Genomic DNA, 16,167 nt, shown 5'->3' on the forward strand with positions numbered 1-16,167 from the left:
GGTCACTTCAGGTCGTTGGCGCGCAGGAATCGGTCGGCGACCTTCGCCGGGCTCAGCCGCATCATGGCGGCGGCCTCGTTCAGCGCCTGCATGGCCTTCTCGGTGAGCAGCGCGTTCACCGCGTCGAGCGGCTCGGTGAGCCGGCTGCCGTACCGCTCGACGAGCGAGCGCCGCACCACCGGCGACACGTTCTGGAAGCCGAAGATCGCCTGGTCGTCGTCCAGCACGGTGAAGTCGTAGCGCCGCAGCTGCGGGTCGGTGGTGAAGACGTCGGCGGCGTCCACGTCCCCGTTCTTGAGCGCCGGGTACTGCAGGCCGATGTTGAGCGGCCTGACCTTCATGCTCGACAGCCGGTACGCCTTGACGATCGCGTCGTAGCCGAGCGGGCCCGTGATGTTGTCGGGATACTCGGCATACGAGATCCGCCCCATCCGGCGCAGGTCGCCGACGGTCCGCAGCCCGTACTTGCGGGCGTCGGAGCTGCGCACGGCGACGGCGTTGCGGTTCTGGAACGGGGTGGGTCTCAGCAGCGTGAGACCGCGCCCCTCCTCGAACTTCTTCGCCGCCGCATACGTCCCGTGCGCCGTGACCGGCATCCGCTTCGGCATCGCGAACGTCTGGAGGATGACGCCCGTGTACTCGGGATAGAGGTCGATCTGGTGGCTGCGCAGCGCGCGGTCGATGATGTCGGCGCTGCCGATGTTGGACTTGAGGACGACCTGGAAGCCGCGGGCGGTGAGGATCTGCGCGTACAGCTCGCCCATCACCCAAGACTCGGTGAACTGTTTCGAGCCGACGGTGATCACGGGCCCGGTGCCCGCGACGGAGCCGGCCGCCGTGCTCACCCCGGCGGCGGCCGCGACGGCGAGGGTGCCGGTGAGCAGGGCGCGGCGGCGCATGCTCACACTCCCCGGCGAGGTATCACGGAATCGGTGGTGCGCTGGTACACCCGGTCGTCTCCCTCGTGGGCGGTGATGGTGTTGGTGACGGTGAACGCACCGGCATCCGCGCTCATGTGACTAACTGTCACGACCTTCCAGCTCCAGTCACCGCGGCCGCCCTCCTCGGTGCGTTCGCACTCGACGAGTGCGGAGTGCGGATCGCCTTCGGTGAGCGTGAAGCGGTCGACGCTGTCGGTGCGCCGCCAGGCCCCGTCCGCGAGGTCCGTGAACTCTCCGTCGTCGACGCGCAGGGTGACGACGCTCGTGCCGCTCACCGGGTCGTGCTCGACGCGGCGCCCGGTGACCCCGGGGGACTGGCGCAGCGGCGCGGGCAGATCCGGCAGGGGCTCCCCGTACGGGCGCAGCTTCTCGTCGCCGGCGCTCGCCGGGCGGACGGGCAGGTGCAGCGCGGTGGACGGGGCCGGGTGGACCGTGACCGTGACCGGCCGAGGCGAGGGCCAGGCCAGGGGCCAGTACGAGGACGAGACCGCGACGCGGATGCGGTGGCCGGACGCGAAGGAGTGTGCGGTGGCGAGCAGCGGCACGGTCACCTCGTAGGTGTGCCCCGGCTCCAGGGCCTGCGGCTCCTCGTGACCGTCGCGGTGGGTGAGGTTGAGCAGGCCGCGCGTGATGAGGCGTGAACTGCCGTCGGGTGCGACATCGTTGAGACGTACGGCGAGCTGTGCGTCCGGGCGGTCGGCGCTGACGCGCAGGGTCACGGTCGGCACGCCGAGGATCTCGGTGCTGTCGTCGAGCGGCACGGTCGTGAAGGTGTGCGAGAGGCCGTCGTCACCACCCTGCGGCCCGAACTGCCCCGCCGCGTCGCCGAATTGGAGCCAGCTGCCGCCCGCGGTGCCGATCAGCCGTGTGCTGTCGAGGTGCACGGCACGCTCGCGCAGCGGATCGCTCCCGGCTGCCGTCCCCGCCGACTCGCCGCCCAAGGCGTACGCGCGCCGCTCGATCCGCGGCGACGGCCAGCTCTCCTCGGCGACCCAGCGCCCCGGCCGGACGGCGCGGTCGCTGCCGGGCGCCGCCCACTCGGGCATCCACACCCGCAGCGCCGGATCGTCCAGGGCGCCGCTGTCCCGCCCGCGCAGAAACTGGTCGAACCAGCGCACGACCTCGGCGTGGAAGTCGATCGCGGGACCCGGCTCGGCCTGGTGCGGATAGGTGTGCGCCCACGGCCCCACCAGCCCCCGCACCGGCACTTCGAGCCCTTCGAGCAGACGCAGTACGGCCCCGCAGTACGGGTCGTACCAGCCGCCGACGGCAAGCACGGGAGCCTGGATCGCGCCGAAGTCCTCGCACACGGAGCCGTGCTTCCAGTACGCGTCGCGCGCCTGGTGCCGCAGCCACTCCTCCGCGTACACGGGGGTGTCCGCCATCCGCCGCAGCCACTGCTCGCGCCAGCCGTCGCCGACGACGGCCGGATCGGCGGGCCGGGCGTTGTAGGCCAGCATGGTCGACGCCCACGGCAGCATCTCGGAGGCGATCAGCGAGCCGCCGGTGTAGTGGACGTCGTCCGCGTACCGGTCGTCCGTCGAGCAGACCGTCACGACCGCCTTGAGCGCGGGCGGGCGCAGCGCGGCGATCTGGAGGCCGTTGAAACCGCCCCAGGACTTGCCGATCATGCCGACGTTCCCGTCGCACCACGGCTGCCGTGCCAGCCAGTCGATCACCTCGACGCCGTCGGCCAGTTCCTGCTGTGCGTACTCGTCGAGCATCAGCCCGTCCGAGTCGCCGCTGCCGCGCAGGTCGACGCGGACGGCGGCGTATCCGGCCTCGGCGAAGCGGGCGTGGAGGCTGTTGTCGCGGGCCGCGGTCGCGTCGTTCTTGCGGTACGGGATGTACTCGAGTACCGCGGGGGCGGGGCGGCTCCCGGCGGCGGGCAGCCATACGCGGGCGGCGAGCCGCGTGCCGTCCGCCAGGGGGATCCAGAGGTGGCGCAGCAGATGGGACGGTGTGTCGGGCAAGGTGAAGAACTCCTCGCGAAGGAAGGTCACATGCGTCGGTCCGGGCGGGACGGCAGGGCCCCGTCCACCACTACTCAACGGCCGTTCAGTAGCGGATGACTGGGCACCCTACCCGCGCACCCGGGCGCCGTAACCCCGTGTTCACCAGATGGGATCGGGCGGGGGAGAGTGGACAGATGGACACCACGGACAGTTCAGTACAGGACACCCGGCCGTCGTACCGGCTGATTCCGGGCAGCGCCGCGTCGCCCGTCATCCTCCACGTGCCGCACGGGTCGCGCGTCGTGCCGCCACACGTCCGCAGGGGCATCGTGCTCGACGACGTCTCCCTGGAACGGGAGTTGGACCTGATCACGGACGCCCACACGCAGGCCATCGCCGAACTCGCCGCACGTGACGCGGCGGTGACGCCCTGGCGATTCGTCAACGAACTGTCCCGCCTCGTCGTGGACCCCGAACGCTTTCCCGACGAGCGCGAGGAAATGAGCGCGGTCGGCATGGGCGCGGTGTACACCCGCACCACCCACCGCGAGGTCCTCAGGCCCGAACCTCCCACCGACGGGACCGATCTCCTCGACGCCTACTTCCACCCCTACGCCGCCGCGATGACGCACGCGGTCGAGGACCGGCTCGCCGCCACCGGGCGCGCAGTGATCGTCGACGTGCACTCGTACCCCAGCCGGGCCCTGCCCTACGAACTCCACGGCGCGGGTCCGCGCCCGCCCGTGTGCCTGGGCACCGACCCCTTCCACACCCCCGACGCCCTGCTCGCGCAGGCGCGCGCCGCCTTCGGCGGGCTCGGTGACATCGCCCTCGACACACCGTTCGCCGGGACATACGTGCCGCTGCGGCACTACGGCAAGGACCCGCGGGTCAGCGCCCTCATGATCGAACTCCGGCGGGTCGTGTACCTGGACGAACCGGTGACGCCCGCGCCTGGCCTGCCGAAGGCGGCGGCCGCGCTGGCCGAGCTGGTGGACATGATCGGCGGCACGGGCGACTGAGCCCAAGGCGCCGGACCGGATCGTTCCGGCCGGGCGGATCGTTTGCCGAAGCGGCAACAAGGGCCGGTGTCTTGCCGCGGCCTGTTGCATGATCGGGGTCGGCCATCGCCCATCGCACCCGGCGGGGCCGCACGGTGTCTACAAGGAGGTCGCATGTCGCAGCAGGCCGGGGAAGCCACACACCGACTGGTCGACGGGCCCGCGGGCCGGATCCACCTCATCGAGCAGGGCACCGGGCCGCTGGTCCTGCTCGTGCACGGGTTCCCCGAGACCTCGTACTCGTGGCGCCGCCAGCTGCCGGCGCTCGCTGCCGCCGGATACCGGGCCGTAGCGATGGACGTCCGCGGTTACGGCCGCTCCTCGAAGCCCGCGGACCCGGCCGCGTACCGAATGCTCGACCTGGTGGACGACAACGTCGCCGTCGTGCACGCCCTCGGCGAGCGTTCCGCGGTGCTCGTCGGACACGACTGGGGCGCGAACATCTCCGCCCACTCGGCGCTGCTCAGGCCGGACGTCTTCCGCGCGGTCGCCCTGCTGAGTGTTCCCTACACCCCGCCCGGCGGACCCCGGCCCAGCGACATCTTCGCGGGCATGGGCGGGGACGAGGAGATGTACGTCTCGTACTTCCAGGAACCCGGGAGGGCCGAGGCGGAGATCGAGACGGACGTGCGCGGCTGGCTCGCGGGCATCTACGCCGCGCTGTCGGCCGACACGATGGCCGCGCCCGGCGCACCCGACCCGCACTTCGTCGCCCCGGGCGGAGCGATGCGTGACCGCTTCCCCACGGACCGGCTCCCCGCCTGGCTCGACGAGGCCGAACTCGACGTGTACGCCGAGGAGTTCGAACGCACAGGCCTGACCGGAGGGCTCAACCGCTACCGGAACATGGACCGGGACTGGGAGGACCTCGCCGCCCACCGAGGCGCCCCCGTCACCCAGCCGTCCCTGTTCATCGGCGGCGCCCTGGACGCGTCCACCACATGGCTCTCCGACGCCATCGACGCCTACCCCACCACCCTGCCGGGCCTGTGCTCCTCGCATCTTCTCGACGGCTGCGGCCACTGGATCCAGCAGGAGCGCGGCGAGGACGTCAACCGCATCCTCATCGAGTGGCTGGCCGGTCTCCCCGACGCCTGAGGGCTCCCCTGCCCGGTGCGCGCTGCGGTGACGGGAGTCCTGGCAGAAAATCGGGTGGGGCTGTCGATCCGCCCCCGCTCCGTTCGACGCAAGGGTGAGAGCGGGAACGGTCCCGCCACGGTCGCCATCAAGGAGACGTCATGCCCAAGCTCCGCGTACACAACGTCACTGTCTCGCTCGACGGGTTCGCCGCCGGCACCGACCAGCGCATGGACGCGCCCTTCGGCGACGGGATCGACGACGGCCTGCACGACTGGATGTTCGCCGCGATGAAGGACCACGCCGACGGAAAGAAGGGCGTCGACGTCGACTTCGTCGCCCGCAGCGAGGACAACATCGGCGCCACGATCATGGGCCGCAACATGTTCGGCCCCTATCGCGGACCGTGGGAGAACCAGGCGTGGACCGGCTGGTGGGGCGACAACCCGCCGTTCCACCACCCGGTGTTCGTGCACACGCACTACCCGCGTCCGTCGGTGTCGATGAAGGGCGGAACGGACTTCCACTTCACCGACGAGCCCGTCGAGACGGTCCTCGCCAGGGCCTTCGAGGCCGCGGACGGCAAGGACGTACGCATCGGCGGGGGCCCGGCCACGATCCAGGAGTACCTGCGCGCCGGTCTCGTCGACGAACTGCACCTGGCCCTCGTGCCGCTCCTGGTCGGCAAGGGCGAGCGCCTGCTCGACAACCTGAGCGACGGCGTCGACGGCTACGAGGTCGTGGAGCTCGTCAGCTCCCCGGCGGCCACGCACGCACGTCTGGTCCGCCGCTCCCCGGCCGGTGCCTGACCCGGTGAGCCGGCGCGAGGGTCACTTACGGGCCACGTAGTACACGTTGAGGATGTCGCCCTCGACCTGCTCCACGTCGATGTCACCGAACCCGGCATCACCGAGCATCTGCAGCGCCCGCTGCCGCCCCCACACCGCGCCGAGCCCCGCGCCACCCTCACCCAGCGACACGGTCATGCAGTAGAAGACCGAGAAGGTGTAGAGGGCGGGGCCGAGGGGATGGCCGATGTTCTCCTCGAGGTTGCTGGAGGCGGAGATGTCTCCCATGAGGAACACGCCGTCCTCACGCAGCGCGGCGGCCACCGCGTCCAGGGTGCGCGCCGGGCGGGCCAGGTCGTGGATCACGTCGAACGCCGTGATCAGGTCGTACGTACCGCTCAGGTCGGCGGTGTCGACCACGTCGAACCGGACGTTGTCGAGGCCGAGCCGCTCCGCCTCGGCGCGTGCCGCCGCGATGCCCGTCCGGGAGATGTCGACCCCGCGGAACCGGCTGGCGGGGAAGGCCTGGGCCAGTAGGTTCACCGCGCGGCCCTGCCCGGTCCCGATGTCCAGAGCGTCGATCCCGGCGCAAAGCCGCTCCGGGAGGCCCGGCGCCAGCGGGATGATCACGTCGACCAGGGCCGCGTCGTAGACCCGCCCCGTCTCCTCCGCCTGTAGCTCCTGGAACCGCGGATACGAGGAGTAGGGGACCCCGCCGCCCTTGCGGAAGGCGTCGAGTACCTCGTCCTCGACGATGCCGAGAAGCGCGAGGTCCTGAAGGAGTGAGGCCAAGTTGTCCGGCCCTGCGGCCCGGGTGAGGGAAGCCGCGTGCTCCGGCGGAAGCCGGTAGGTGCCGTCGTCCGGCCGGTACTCGACGACACCGGCGACGGTCAGACCGCCGAGCCACTCCCGCACGTAGCGTTCGTCGAGATCCGCGGCCTTCGCGATCTGCACGCTCGTCGACGGCGGAAGAGGGGCCATCACGTCGAACAGCCCTGTCCGATGACCGAGGCTGCACAGATAGCCCAGGCATGCGTCATTGACCACCTGGACCATGCGCCCCGCGAACTTCTCCGCCCGCTCCGGATCGAGTCCCTGCCCGGTCGTCATCGCCGACTCCTTCCGGCGAGACCGCGGCTTCACCCACCCCGAATCCATGACGCCGACGCGGCACCGCCCACAGCGTGCCCGATCGGCACCTTTTATCCTGATTCTACGCTGGGCGTTTCAAGGTGTCCCCGGGTCCCTGGCCCCTCGCCCAGCGGCATTCGGCCAGGTGCGTGTCGCCCCACTGGGCGATGGCCGCACGAGGCCGTTCTTGCTGCAATGGGCGCACGCCGTGATTCAGGGATGGTGCACGATGACCGACAGACTGGCCACCGAGGCCGGTGACGAGGACGGCCCGCCGAGCGGCGCCGTGCTCGGGGCCCCTTGCTGGGTGAGCCTCGCGGCGCACGACCTGGCCGCCACCAGAGCGTTCTACGAGGCCGTGCTCGGCTGGGAATTCCGGCCGGGCCGCCTCGGCGACCGGTTCGCCGTCGCGACGGCGGACGGCAGACCGGTGGCGGGCATCGGCGCGGTGGCGCCCAGCCTGGGCGTGGCCACGGCCTGGCTGCCGTACTTCGCCGTGGGCGATCCGGACGAGACGGCGAGCCGGGTGCGCGAACGCAGCGGCACCGTCGGCGTGGGCCCGATCCCCTTCCCGCTGGGCCGCGCCGCGCTGGTGTCCGACAGCAGCGGCGCCTCGTTCGGGATCTGGTCCGGGCACCTCGTACGGGACTGGAGCGGGTGGCATCCGGAGGCGCGGGTCGGGCTCAGGCTCGTGACCAGGAACGCCTTCGACGCCGCCATCTTCTACGGCGAGGTCCTGGGCTGGACGGGGCCCGGCGGCTGCGACGTCCGCTACGAGAACGAAGAGGTCGTCCTGGTCTGCGGCGGCCTGTCCATGGCCCGGATCACCTCCGGTGCCGTGGAGGCGGCCCCCGATCCTGACGTCCGACCGCACTGGGAGGTCCAGTTCACCGTGGGCGACATTGCGGAGTGTGCCCGCGCGGCCGTCAAGCACGACGGCGCCGTGCCGGGCGAGTGGGAGGACGAGGCCGGACGCTGGGCCACGGTGCGGGATGCTCAGGGAGCGCAGTTCACGATGTTCGAACCGCATGCGGGCGCCCTGGCCGAGTGAGCACGCCCGGTCACCGGAGCACCAGCTGGACGACGCCGGCCGTCCCCACCGTCACGACCAGGGTGCGCAGGACGCCGGGGCTGAGGCGCCGGCCCGCCTTCGCGCCGAGCCGGCCGCCGAGTGCGGAGCCGGCCGCGATGAGCAGCACGGCCGTCCAGTCGAAGTCGGCGACGAAGAGGAAGAAGAGGGCCGCGACGGCGTTGACGACGGCGACCAGGACGTTCTTGACGGCGTTCAGGCGCTGCAGCGGCTCGTCCAGGAGCATCCCCATCAGCGCCACGTAGAGGATTCCCTGCGCGGCGGAGAAGTAGCCGCCGTAGACACCGGCCAGCATGAGGGACGTGAACAGGAGCGGCCCGACGTCGCCGCGCGGGCGGGCGCCGGACCGCTCGCGCCGCCGCCGCAGCCGGCCACTGATCAAGGGCTGGAACGCGACGAGGACGACGGCGAGACCGACGAGGACCGGCACGTGCGCCTCGAACGCCGCCGCCGGAAGGGTGAGCAGCAAAGTGGCGCCCGTGAACCCGCCGAGCACGGCACCGGCTCCCAGCTTCAGGATGCGCCGCCCCTGCCCGGCGAGTTCGGCGCGGTATCCGATGGCGCCGGTGACGGACCCCGGGATCAGTCCGAGCGCGTTCGAGACGGTGGCGGTGACGGGTGGCAGGCCGGTGGCGAGCAGAACCGGGAACGTGATCAGCGTCCCGGAGCCCACAGCGGTGTTGATGGCTCCGGCGCCCACCCCGGCCGCCCAAACGGCGACCATCTCCCACACCGTCATTGCGCCCCGCCCCTCGCCGATTCGTTCCGCAGGCCGCAGACGCTAGGCCGCGGACGGTTCGGCGCGTGCCGAAGCGTGTGCGGTGGCCGGTACTGCGGCGCCGAACTCTCCCGAATGACCTCGCGACTCTCCCGGAAGACCTCGCGAAATTAGGATCGCCGGACAGGGAAGGGGAGCCGGATGGACCGGAACATACGCAGTGTCGACGACGTACTCGCGCTCCTGGACGGGCTGTTCGCGCCGGAGGCGGACCGCTGGACCGGCGGCGCGGCCACCTGGTGGGACGGCTTCTACGCGGACCGCTCCAGGCCCGTGCCGTTCTTCGCGGACAAGCCCGACGAGAACCTCGTCTCCTACCTCCGGCGCGGGCTCGTCACCCCGGGCCGCGCCCTCGATCTGGGCTGCGGCCCCGGGCGCAACGCGATCCACCTCGCCTCGCAGGGCTTCGAGGTGGACGCCGTCGACCTGTCCCCGGAAGCCATCGCCTGGGCCGAGGAGCGGGCGGCAGAAGTGGGCGCCGCGATCGGCTTCCACTGCGGCGACGCCTTCTCCCTGGCCGGCGCCGAGCTCCGCGGCCCGTACGACCTGATCTACGACTCCGGCTGCTTCCACCATCTGCCGCCGCACCGCCGGATCAGCTACCTCGACCTCCTCGACCGCACCCTCGCCCCCGGCGGCCACCTCGCCCTCACCTGCTTCGCGTCCGGCGCGATGGGTTCGGAGGTGGCCGACGCGGATCTCTACCGCGGGTCCGGCCTGCACGGCGGTCTCGCCTACACGCCGGAGTCACTGCGGTGGATCTTCTCCGAACTGACCGAGGTCGAACAGCGGCGCATGCGCGACGAGGCGCCCGGTTCGCCGAGCTTCGGCGAACCCTTCCTCTGGACGGCCCTGTTCCGGCAAGTCCCCTAGTCCGGCAGGGAGTTGAGGAAGCAGACCAGTGAGGTGTTGAAGGCCTCGGGCTGTTCCAGGTTCGGCAGGTGCCCGGCGCGGTCGACGACGGTCAGGGTCGCGTGCGGCATCAGCCGCTGGATGCCCTGGGCGTCCTCGGGAGGGGTGTACACGTCGTCCGCGCCCACCACGACGAGGGTGGGAGCGGTCGTGGCCGCCAACGTCGCGCGGTAGTCCGCGCGTTCGGCGCGCCCGCGCAGTGCCGCGGCGGCGCCCGCCGGGTCGGTGGTCCGCATCATCTCCTGTACGTGCGCGGCGACTTGGGGCATCGCGGTGACGTTGTAGCCGGCCAGCATCTTGTCGATGACCTCACCCGCGTATCCGTCCATGCCCTCCGCGAGGAGCCGGTCGGCGAGGCGGTTGCGGAAGGCCTTGCCCTCGTCGGTCTCGGCCACCGGTGAGGTGTCGGCGAGCACCAGGGCCCGCACGCGCCGCGGGTGGCTGCGCTGGAACTCCATGGCGATCTGGCCGCCCATGGACACTCCGCCGACGACCGCGCGCTCGAGCTCCAGGTGGTCGAGGAGGGCGGCGATGTCGTCCGCGAACGCGGGGAACGAGGTGGTGCCCGCCACCGTGTCGCTGTCTCCGTAGCCGCGCAGGTCAGGAGTGATGAGGCGGTATCCGGCGGCGGTGAGTGCGGCGGCCTGGGGGCGCCACATGGAGCGGTTGAAGGGGTGGCCGTGGATCAGGACGACGGGCGTGCCGTCCGCCGGGCCCAGGTCGTCGAAGTGGATCGTGGCACCGTTGGAAGTGATGCGGCTCATGCGGGCACTCTAGGGCCGCGATCATGACCGGCCGTCGGCGGGAGGGCGCGACCGACCGGCGCGGGGGCGTGTGCTCGGTGACCCCGCGTCGCGGGATGTGACGGTGTGTGGGGCGAACCCGGCGTCAGTTGTGGCCGAACTTCCGCGGCTGCTTGTGCGAGTGGTGCTCCGAGATCCGGCGTGCGGGCTCCTCGGACGGGTCGGTCGCCTTCGGTGTCGGCTCCGGCGTCGCCTTCTTCTCGGCGGGGGTACTGCGGTCATGGCCGTGGCCGCCCGAGCGGGCGCCGCGGTTCTGGCGGCTCTGTTTCTTGCTCATGATCATTCCTCCAGCCGGAGTGAGCCGGAGTGCCCGACGGCAAGCCGGCCACTCCCAGACTTGCACGTTGCGGCAAGGGGTGCATTTCGGGCGGCGTCGCGCTCGCGACCTGGGGATCTTGCCTTCCGATCACCCGGTCGCTAAGGTTTTCGACGTCTCTGTTGTCTCCGATTGAGGTGGACGTTGCGCATCTGAGGATCGCGATCACCGCGCCGTACGGCCTTCGCCGCCGTACGCCCGTCACGCCGTAGCGGCCGTTCCGTGCCGCCCGTGACCCTGCGTGGATGCGACCTCGGTGCATGAGCCGTCCCCCGATGATCTCTCGGACAGCCGCACCCCCTGCCGGGTTATCGGAATTCCGCTTTCCCGGTTCGGTCGCCGCGTGGTGCTCGCATACGTAGCCCCCTCCCACCGCGCTTGCGAATGCGAGAAACACCATGGCGACACCCACCGCGCCCAGCGCCTCCCTGACCTGCTCCGCCCTGTCCTTCCAGTGGCAGGACGGCACCCCTGTCTTCGACGGGCTCTCCCTCGCCGTAGGCCGGGGCCGCACCGGACTCGTCGGCACGAACGGCACCGGCAAGTCCACCCTGCTGCGCCTGCTCGCCGGTCAACTCACCCCCTCTCAGGGGTCGGTGACCGTCGGCGGCAGCCTCGCCTACCTCCCGCAGAACATCACCCTCGACACCGCGCTGCGCGTCGACCAGGCCCTCGGAATCGCCGAGCGCCGCGCCGCGCTGCGCGCCATCGAGAACGGCGACGTGAGCGAGGAACACTTCGACACCGTCGGCGACGACTGGGACGTCGAGGAGCGCGCCCTGGCGACCCTGGGCTCCCTCGGCCTCGCCGACGTCGAACTCGACCGCACCGTCGGCCAGTTGTCCGGCGGCGAGACCATCCTCCTGCGCCTGGCCGCCCTGCTCCTGGAACGCCCCGACGTCCTCCTGCTGGACGAGCCGACCAACAACCTGGACGTCTTCGCGCGCCGCAGGCTCTACGAGGCGGTCGACTCCTGGCGCTCCGGCATCCTCGTCGTGGTCAGTCACGACCGCGAACTCCTCGAACGGGTCGACCGCATCGCCGAACTGCGCTCCGGCTCGGTGAACTGGTACGGCGGCGGCTGGTCCGCGTACGAGGAGGCGCTCGCCACCCAGCAGGAAGCGGCCGGACGGATGCTGCGGGCCGCCGAGGCCGATGTGCGCCGGCAGAAGCGCGAACTGGAGGAGACCCAGATCAAGGTGGCCCGCCGCGCCCGGCACAACAAGAAGCTGGATGCCCAGCGCAAGGCCCCGAGAATCGTCGCGGGGGAGAAGAAGAGGTCCGCGCAGGAGTCCGGCGACAAACTGCGCGGGCTGCACGAGGACCGGCTCAGCGAGGCGCACGAGCGGCGCGAGGAGGCCTCGGAGGCCATCCGTAACGACGCCGAGATCCGCGTGAGCCTGCCCCACACCGCCGTACCCACGGGCCGTACGGTCCTGAGTCTCGACGAACTGAGCCTCCCGCACGGCAAGTTGCGCGACGGCAGCCTCCACATCCACGGCCCCGAACGGATCGCGCTGGTGGGGCGCAACGGAGCCGGGAAGACCACGCTCCTGCGCACCCTCACCGGTGAGCTGGAACCGCTGTCGGGCGAGGCGAAGACGTTCGTACCGCTGCGGTTCCTGCCGCAGCGCCTCGACGTTCTGGACGACGAGCTGAGCGTCGCGGCGAACGTGGCGCGCCGGGCTCCTGGCGTCACCGACAACCACATCCGCTCACAGCTCGCGCGGTTCCTGTTCAAGGGAGCCCGTGCGGAACAGCCCGCGGGCACCCTCTCCGGCGGCGAACGCTTCCGCGCGGCACTCGCGGCGACGATGCTCGCGGCACCGGCCCCCCAGCTCCTGATGCTCGACGAGCCGACCAACAGCCTGGACATGGCCAGCGTGCGGCAGTTGACGAGCGCGCTGGAGTCGTACGAGGGCGCCCTGCTGATCGCCAGCCACGACCTGCCGTTCCTCGAATCGATCGGCATCACCCGCTGGCTGCTGCTCGGCGAGGACCTTCAGGAGACGACCGCGGAGGAGGTGCGCGTCCTGCTGGAAGCGCCGGAGGCCGGGTGAGACGAGGGCCGTGGTCGGGGCGGCCCCGGGATCGGTGATCGATTCGCGGGGCCCCGAGGCCAGGATTAACGTCGGTGTAGTGAACGAGAACGTTCACTGCAGCTCTGAGGCGCGCACCTCCCCATGTCGGGTACCCAGTCGACACCCTCGAAGCCTGCCGACGCCCCGGAGCGAGGCCACGGCAGAGGGATCGCACTACTCGTCATCTGCTCATGCCAGCTGATGGTGGTCCTCGACATCACCATCGTGAACATCGCTCTCCCGCACATCCAGACGTCGCTCGGTTTCTCGACCGAGAACCTCGCCTGGGTGATCAACGCGTACACGCTGACCTTCGGCGGTCTGCTGCTGCTCGGCGGACGCCTCGGTGACGTCCTCGGCCGGCGCCGCGTCTTCATGTCCGGCGTCCTGCTCTTCGTACTCGCGTCATTCCTCGGCGGCCTCTCCCAGGAGACGTGGCAACTGCTCGCGGCACGCTCGCTGCAGGGCGTCGGCGGCGCCATCGCGTCCCCCACCGCACTCTCACTGATCACGACGACCTTCCACGAAGGGCCCGATCGGAACAGGGCGTTCGGCGTGTTCGCCGCCGTCTCCGCGGCCGGCAGCGCGACCGGACTGATCGCGGGCGGTGTGCTCGTCGAGTGGCTCGACTGGCGCTGGGTCCTCTTCGTCAACGTGCCCATCGGCATCCTGATCGCACTCGCCGCACCCCGCTTCATCAGGGAGTCGGAACGCCACCCGGGCCACTTCGACATCGCCGGAGCACTCACCTCCACCGTCGGCATGGTGCTGCTCGTCTACGGCTTCATCCGCGCCTCGAAGGACGGCTGGAGCGACAGCCTGACCCTCGGCGCGTTCGGCGCCGCCCTCGTGTTCCTCGCCGTGTTCAGCGCCATCGAGACCCGTTCGAAACAGCCCGTCATCCCGCTGTGGCTGTTCCGCGACCGCAACCGCGCCGGCGTCTACGGGATGATGCTGTGCCTGGCGGCGGCGATGTTCGGCATGTTCTTCTTCCTGACCCTCTTCGTGCAGAACATCCTGGGCTTCAGCCCGCTGCGGGCCGGCTTCGCCTTCCTGCCGGTGAGCGTGATCATCGCGTTGGGTGCGGGTTTCGCCTCGCAGTTCCTGCCCAGGTGGGGGCCCAAGCCCTTCATGGTGGTGGGCGCGACCCTGGCCACCCTCGGCCTCAGCTGGCTGACCATGACCGACGTCAACAGCACCTATGCGGGCGGCATCCTCGGCCCCACCCTGGTGTTCGGCTTCGGAATGGGCCTGCAGTTCGTGTCGATGACGCTCGTGGCTCTCTCCGGCGTGGCGCCGAAGGACTCGGGAGCGGCCTCCGGAGTGCTCAACGCCACCCAGCAGGTCGGCGGCTCGCTCGGCCTGTCCATCCTCGTCACGGTCTTCGGTACGGCCGGCCGCAACGAGGCCACCGACCAGGTGCCGAAGTTCCTGTCGCAGGCGACCTCGGCCCAGCGGCTCGAATTCCGCAGGACCGGACAACTCCCGCCCCCCTGGGGTGACCAGGTCCTGGCGTCGGGCATCTCCAGTGCGTTCGTCGTCGCCGCCATTTTCGCTGTCGTCGCCGCGCTGATCGCCCTCGTCGTCATTCAGGTCCGCGCCTCCGACCTGGAGCGCCTCCGGGGCGCCACCATGCCTCTCGTCCCCGCCGAGCAGAGCGCGACGGACGCGGGCGGCGCCGCGCCCAGTGCCGCGACGACGAACCGGGCCGCCCGTGAGGGGCCGCCCCCGGACGGCTGAGCCCTACGCGGTGCGGGGCGGGAGCCCGAGGCCGGACGGGTCCACGAACTGGATCCGCCCGGCCGTGCCAAGTCCCTTTGGGGTACCCGGGAAGAGCCAGAAGCCACCCTTGCCGCGCAGATAGCCCGGGGCGTTCGCCACCACGTCGGAGCGGCCGTCGCCGTTGACGTCGAGGAGCGGGAACGTGGCGGCGAACCCGTCACCGCCCGACGGATCGTGCTTGCCGGGCACACCAGGGGTGTCGAGGTCGAAGGCGGACGCGTTCGCGCCTGTCGGGGAACCGTCGGGACCGCCCGGCAGCAGCGTGAAGCGGCCGTTGCCCTGGTCCTCTCCCGGCGTGTCCACGAGCAGATCCGGATGCCCGTCACCATTCACATCGCCGGTGCCCGCGCCCCTCCCGAAACCGTCCTTGCCCTGCGAGTCGCCCGGAACACCGGGTGTCTCCTGGTCGAAGACGACGTTCGGCCGCCCGCCGCCCACACCCGACTTCGACCCGTACGCCACGGTGAGCCGCCCCGAGGCGGGGCCCTCCGCGACACCCACCTCGCGGTAGCCGGGCGCGAGGACGTCCTCGATCCCGTCGCCGTCGACGTCACCGCTGCACGGCACCAGGACTCCGTCGTACGTGTCGTTGCCGAGGTTCCCGGGCGGCCGGGCCGGCGTCAGCCCGCGGGGGCTGCCCCGGAAGTACGTCACGTACGGGCCGGTGTCCACCGGCGGATCCGTGTCCGCCTCGTCCGGGACGGGGTCGGTGAACATGACATCGCCGTAGCCGTCGCTGTCGAAGTCCCCGCTGATCGCCTGGCTGGGGCTCGCCGTGTTCTCGAGTTCGGCGGTGCGGGCGGGCGCGCCGTCCTTGCCGAAGGGGCCGTAGGCCACCAGGCCCTGCCGGTCCGGCAGTTCGGTGTCGTTCCCGTGGGGGTGGTACCCCGCGTAGACCAGGTCGACGGCCCCGTCGCCGTCGACGTCGGTGACCGCGCTCGCGGAGACGAGACCGGCGGCCTTGACCGCAACGGGGGCGCCCAGCCCCTTTCTGCCGCCGGGCAGGATCACGGCGGTCCCGGGGCTGTCGCGCTGCACCGGATCCGTGGCGTCATGGTCGGTCCGCGTCGCGACCAGGTCCGTGTAGCCGTCACCGTTGAGGTCGGCACGGAGCAGCGGACCGTAGAAGAAGTCGCGGTAGGTCCTGCGGCGCCCGGGGTCCAGGCCCTTCGCGGAGCCGGGGAGGACGAGCAAGTGATAGCCGGTCGGCTGCCGGAACTTGTTCCATGTGGTCATGGACGTCACGAAGTCGTCGTAGCCGTCCCGGTCGAAGTCCCCGAGCCCGCGCTCGCCCGTACCCCGGCCCGTGGGCACCCGCGGCGCGGGGTCGGCGGTGCGGTCCTCACGGGCGTCGCCCTCCGAACAGCCGGCGAGCAGCGTCACCGCGCATCCGCAGGCGATCAGGGCCTGCGACAGCCGACGGCGATTACGGGGCGCACGGGACAAGACGTT

Annotated in this window: 14 protein-coding genes; 7 read left to right on the plus strand and 7 right to left on the minus strand. The window is 71.2% G+C overall.

Annotation, left to right across the window (positions count from 1 at the left end):
• Positions 1-2: 2 nt before the first annotated feature.
• Both AC07EJ_RS02085 and AC07EJ_RS02090 read right to left on the minus strand, forming a co-directional pair.
• Positions 3-899 carry an ABC transporter substrate-binding protein gene (locus tag AC07EJ_RS02085; protein WP_389488947.1) on the minus strand — a complete coding sequence of 299 codons (897 nt, stop codon included), beginning with the start codon at positions 897-899 and terminating at the stop codon, positions 3-5.
• A gap of 2 nt (positions 900-901) precedes the next feature.
• Positions 902-2,914: a CocE/NonD family hydrolase gene (locus AC07EJ_RS02090; RefSeq protein WP_389488949.1), complete on the minus strand. Its 2,013-nt coding sequence runs from the start codon at positions 2,912-2,914 to the stop codon at positions 902-904.
• A gap of 176 nt (positions 2,915-3,090) precedes the next feature.
• Between AC07EJ_RS02090 and AC07EJ_RS02095 the strand changes: the two genes are divergently transcribed.
• The 3 genes from AC07EJ_RS02095 to AC07EJ_RS02105 all read left to right on the plus strand — a co-directional run bounded on the left by AC07EJ_RS02095 (position 3,091) and on the right by AC07EJ_RS02105 (position 5,843).
• Positions 3,091-3,918: an N-formylglutamate amidohydrolase gene (locus AC07EJ_RS02095; protein WP_478883544.1), complete on the plus strand. Its 828-nt coding sequence runs from the start codon at positions 3,091-3,093 to the stop codon at positions 3,916-3,918.
• Between the two features lie 153 nt (positions 3,919-4,071).
• Positions 4,072-5,055, plus strand: a complete 984-nt coding sequence (locus AC07EJ_RS02100; RefSeq protein WP_389488954.1) for an alpha/beta fold hydrolase — start codon at positions 4,072-4,074, stop codon at positions 5,053-5,055.
• A 140-nt stretch (positions 5,056-5,195) separates the two neighbouring features.
• The gene (locus tag AC07EJ_RS02105) at positions 5,196-5,843 is read left to right on the plus strand and encodes a dihydrofolate reductase family protein (protein ID WP_478883545.1); all 648 of its coding nucleotides are present in this window, start codon (positions 5,196-5,198) and stop codon (positions 5,841-5,843) included.
• A 21-nt stretch (positions 5,844-5,864) separates the two neighbouring features.
• Here the strand turns inward: AC07EJ_RS02105 and AC07EJ_RS02110 are convergent, their stop codons facing one another.
• The gene (locus tag AC07EJ_RS02110) at positions 5,865-6,932 is read right to left on the minus strand and encodes a class I SAM-dependent methyltransferase (protein ID WP_389488958.1); all 1,068 of its coding nucleotides are present in this window, start codon (positions 6,930-6,932) and stop codon (positions 5,865-5,867) included.
• Positions 6,933-7,182: 250 nt separating this feature from the next.
• On the opposite strand from AC07EJ_RS02110, the gene AC07EJ_RS02115 reads away from it, so the two are divergent.
• Entirely contained in the window at positions 7,183-8,004 is an 822-nt protein-coding gene (locus tag AC07EJ_RS02115; protein WP_393585066.1) for a VOC family protein, read from the plus strand.
• Positions 8,005-8,014: 10 nt separating this feature from the next.
• Here AC07EJ_RS02115 and AC07EJ_RS02120 read toward each other — a convergent pair whose 3' ends face one another.
• Entirely contained in the window at positions 8,015-8,782 is a 768-nt protein-coding gene (locus AC07EJ_RS02120) for a sulfite exporter TauE/SafE family protein (protein WP_478883546.1), read from the minus strand.
• Positions 8,783-8,962: 180 nt separating this feature from the next.
• Between AC07EJ_RS02120 and AC07EJ_RS02125 the strand changes: the two genes are divergently transcribed.
• On the plus strand, positions 8,963-9,694 hold the full coding sequence (locus AC07EJ_RS02125; RefSeq protein WP_389488964.1) for a class I SAM-dependent methyltransferase: 732 nt from the start codon (positions 8,963-8,965) through the stop codon (positions 9,692-9,694).
• Here AC07EJ_RS02125 and AC07EJ_RS02130 read toward each other — a convergent pair.
• Both AC07EJ_RS02130 and AC07EJ_RS02135 read right to left on the minus strand, forming a co-directional pair.
• Positions 9,691-10,497, minus strand: coding sequence for an alpha/beta fold hydrolase (locus AC07EJ_RS02130; RefSeq protein WP_478883547.1), 807 nt, complete (start codon positions 10,495-10,497; stop codon positions 9,691-9,693). The two genes, AC07EJ_RS02125 and AC07EJ_RS02130, sit on opposite strands and share 4 nt — an antisense overlap.
• 124 nt (positions 10,498-10,621) lie before the next feature.
• Positions 10,622-10,813, minus strand: a complete 192-nt coding sequence (locus tag AC07EJ_RS02135; protein ID WP_389488969.1) for a hypothetical protein — start codon at positions 10,811-10,813, stop codon at positions 10,622-10,624.
• 437 nt (positions 10,814-11,250) lie between these two features.
• Between AC07EJ_RS02135 and AC07EJ_RS02140 the strand changes: the two genes are divergently transcribed.
• Positions 11,251-12,912: an ABC-F family ATP-binding cassette domain-containing protein gene (locus tag AC07EJ_RS02140; protein WP_393585070.1), complete on the plus strand. Its 1,662-nt coding sequence runs from the start codon at positions 11,251-11,253 to the stop codon at positions 12,910-12,912.
• A gap of 123 nt (positions 12,913-13,035) precedes the next feature.
• A complete protein-coding gene (locus AC07EJ_RS02145; RefSeq protein WP_389488973.1) occupies positions 13,036-14,673 on the plus strand; it encodes an MFS transporter in 1,638 nt (545 codons plus the stop codon).
• Positions 14,674-14,676: 3 nt separating this feature from the next.
• Here AC07EJ_RS02145 and AC07EJ_RS02150 read toward each other — a convergent pair whose 3' ends face one another.
• Positions 14,677-16,161, minus strand: coding sequence for an FG-GAP and VCBS repeat-containing protein (locus tag AC07EJ_RS02150; protein WP_393585073.1), 1,485 nt, complete (start codon positions 16,159-16,161; stop codon positions 14,677-14,679).
• Positions 16,162-16,167: the final 6 nt, after the last annotated feature.

It is taken from the genome of Streptomyces sp. NPDC045026 (genome assembly GCF_056432625.1).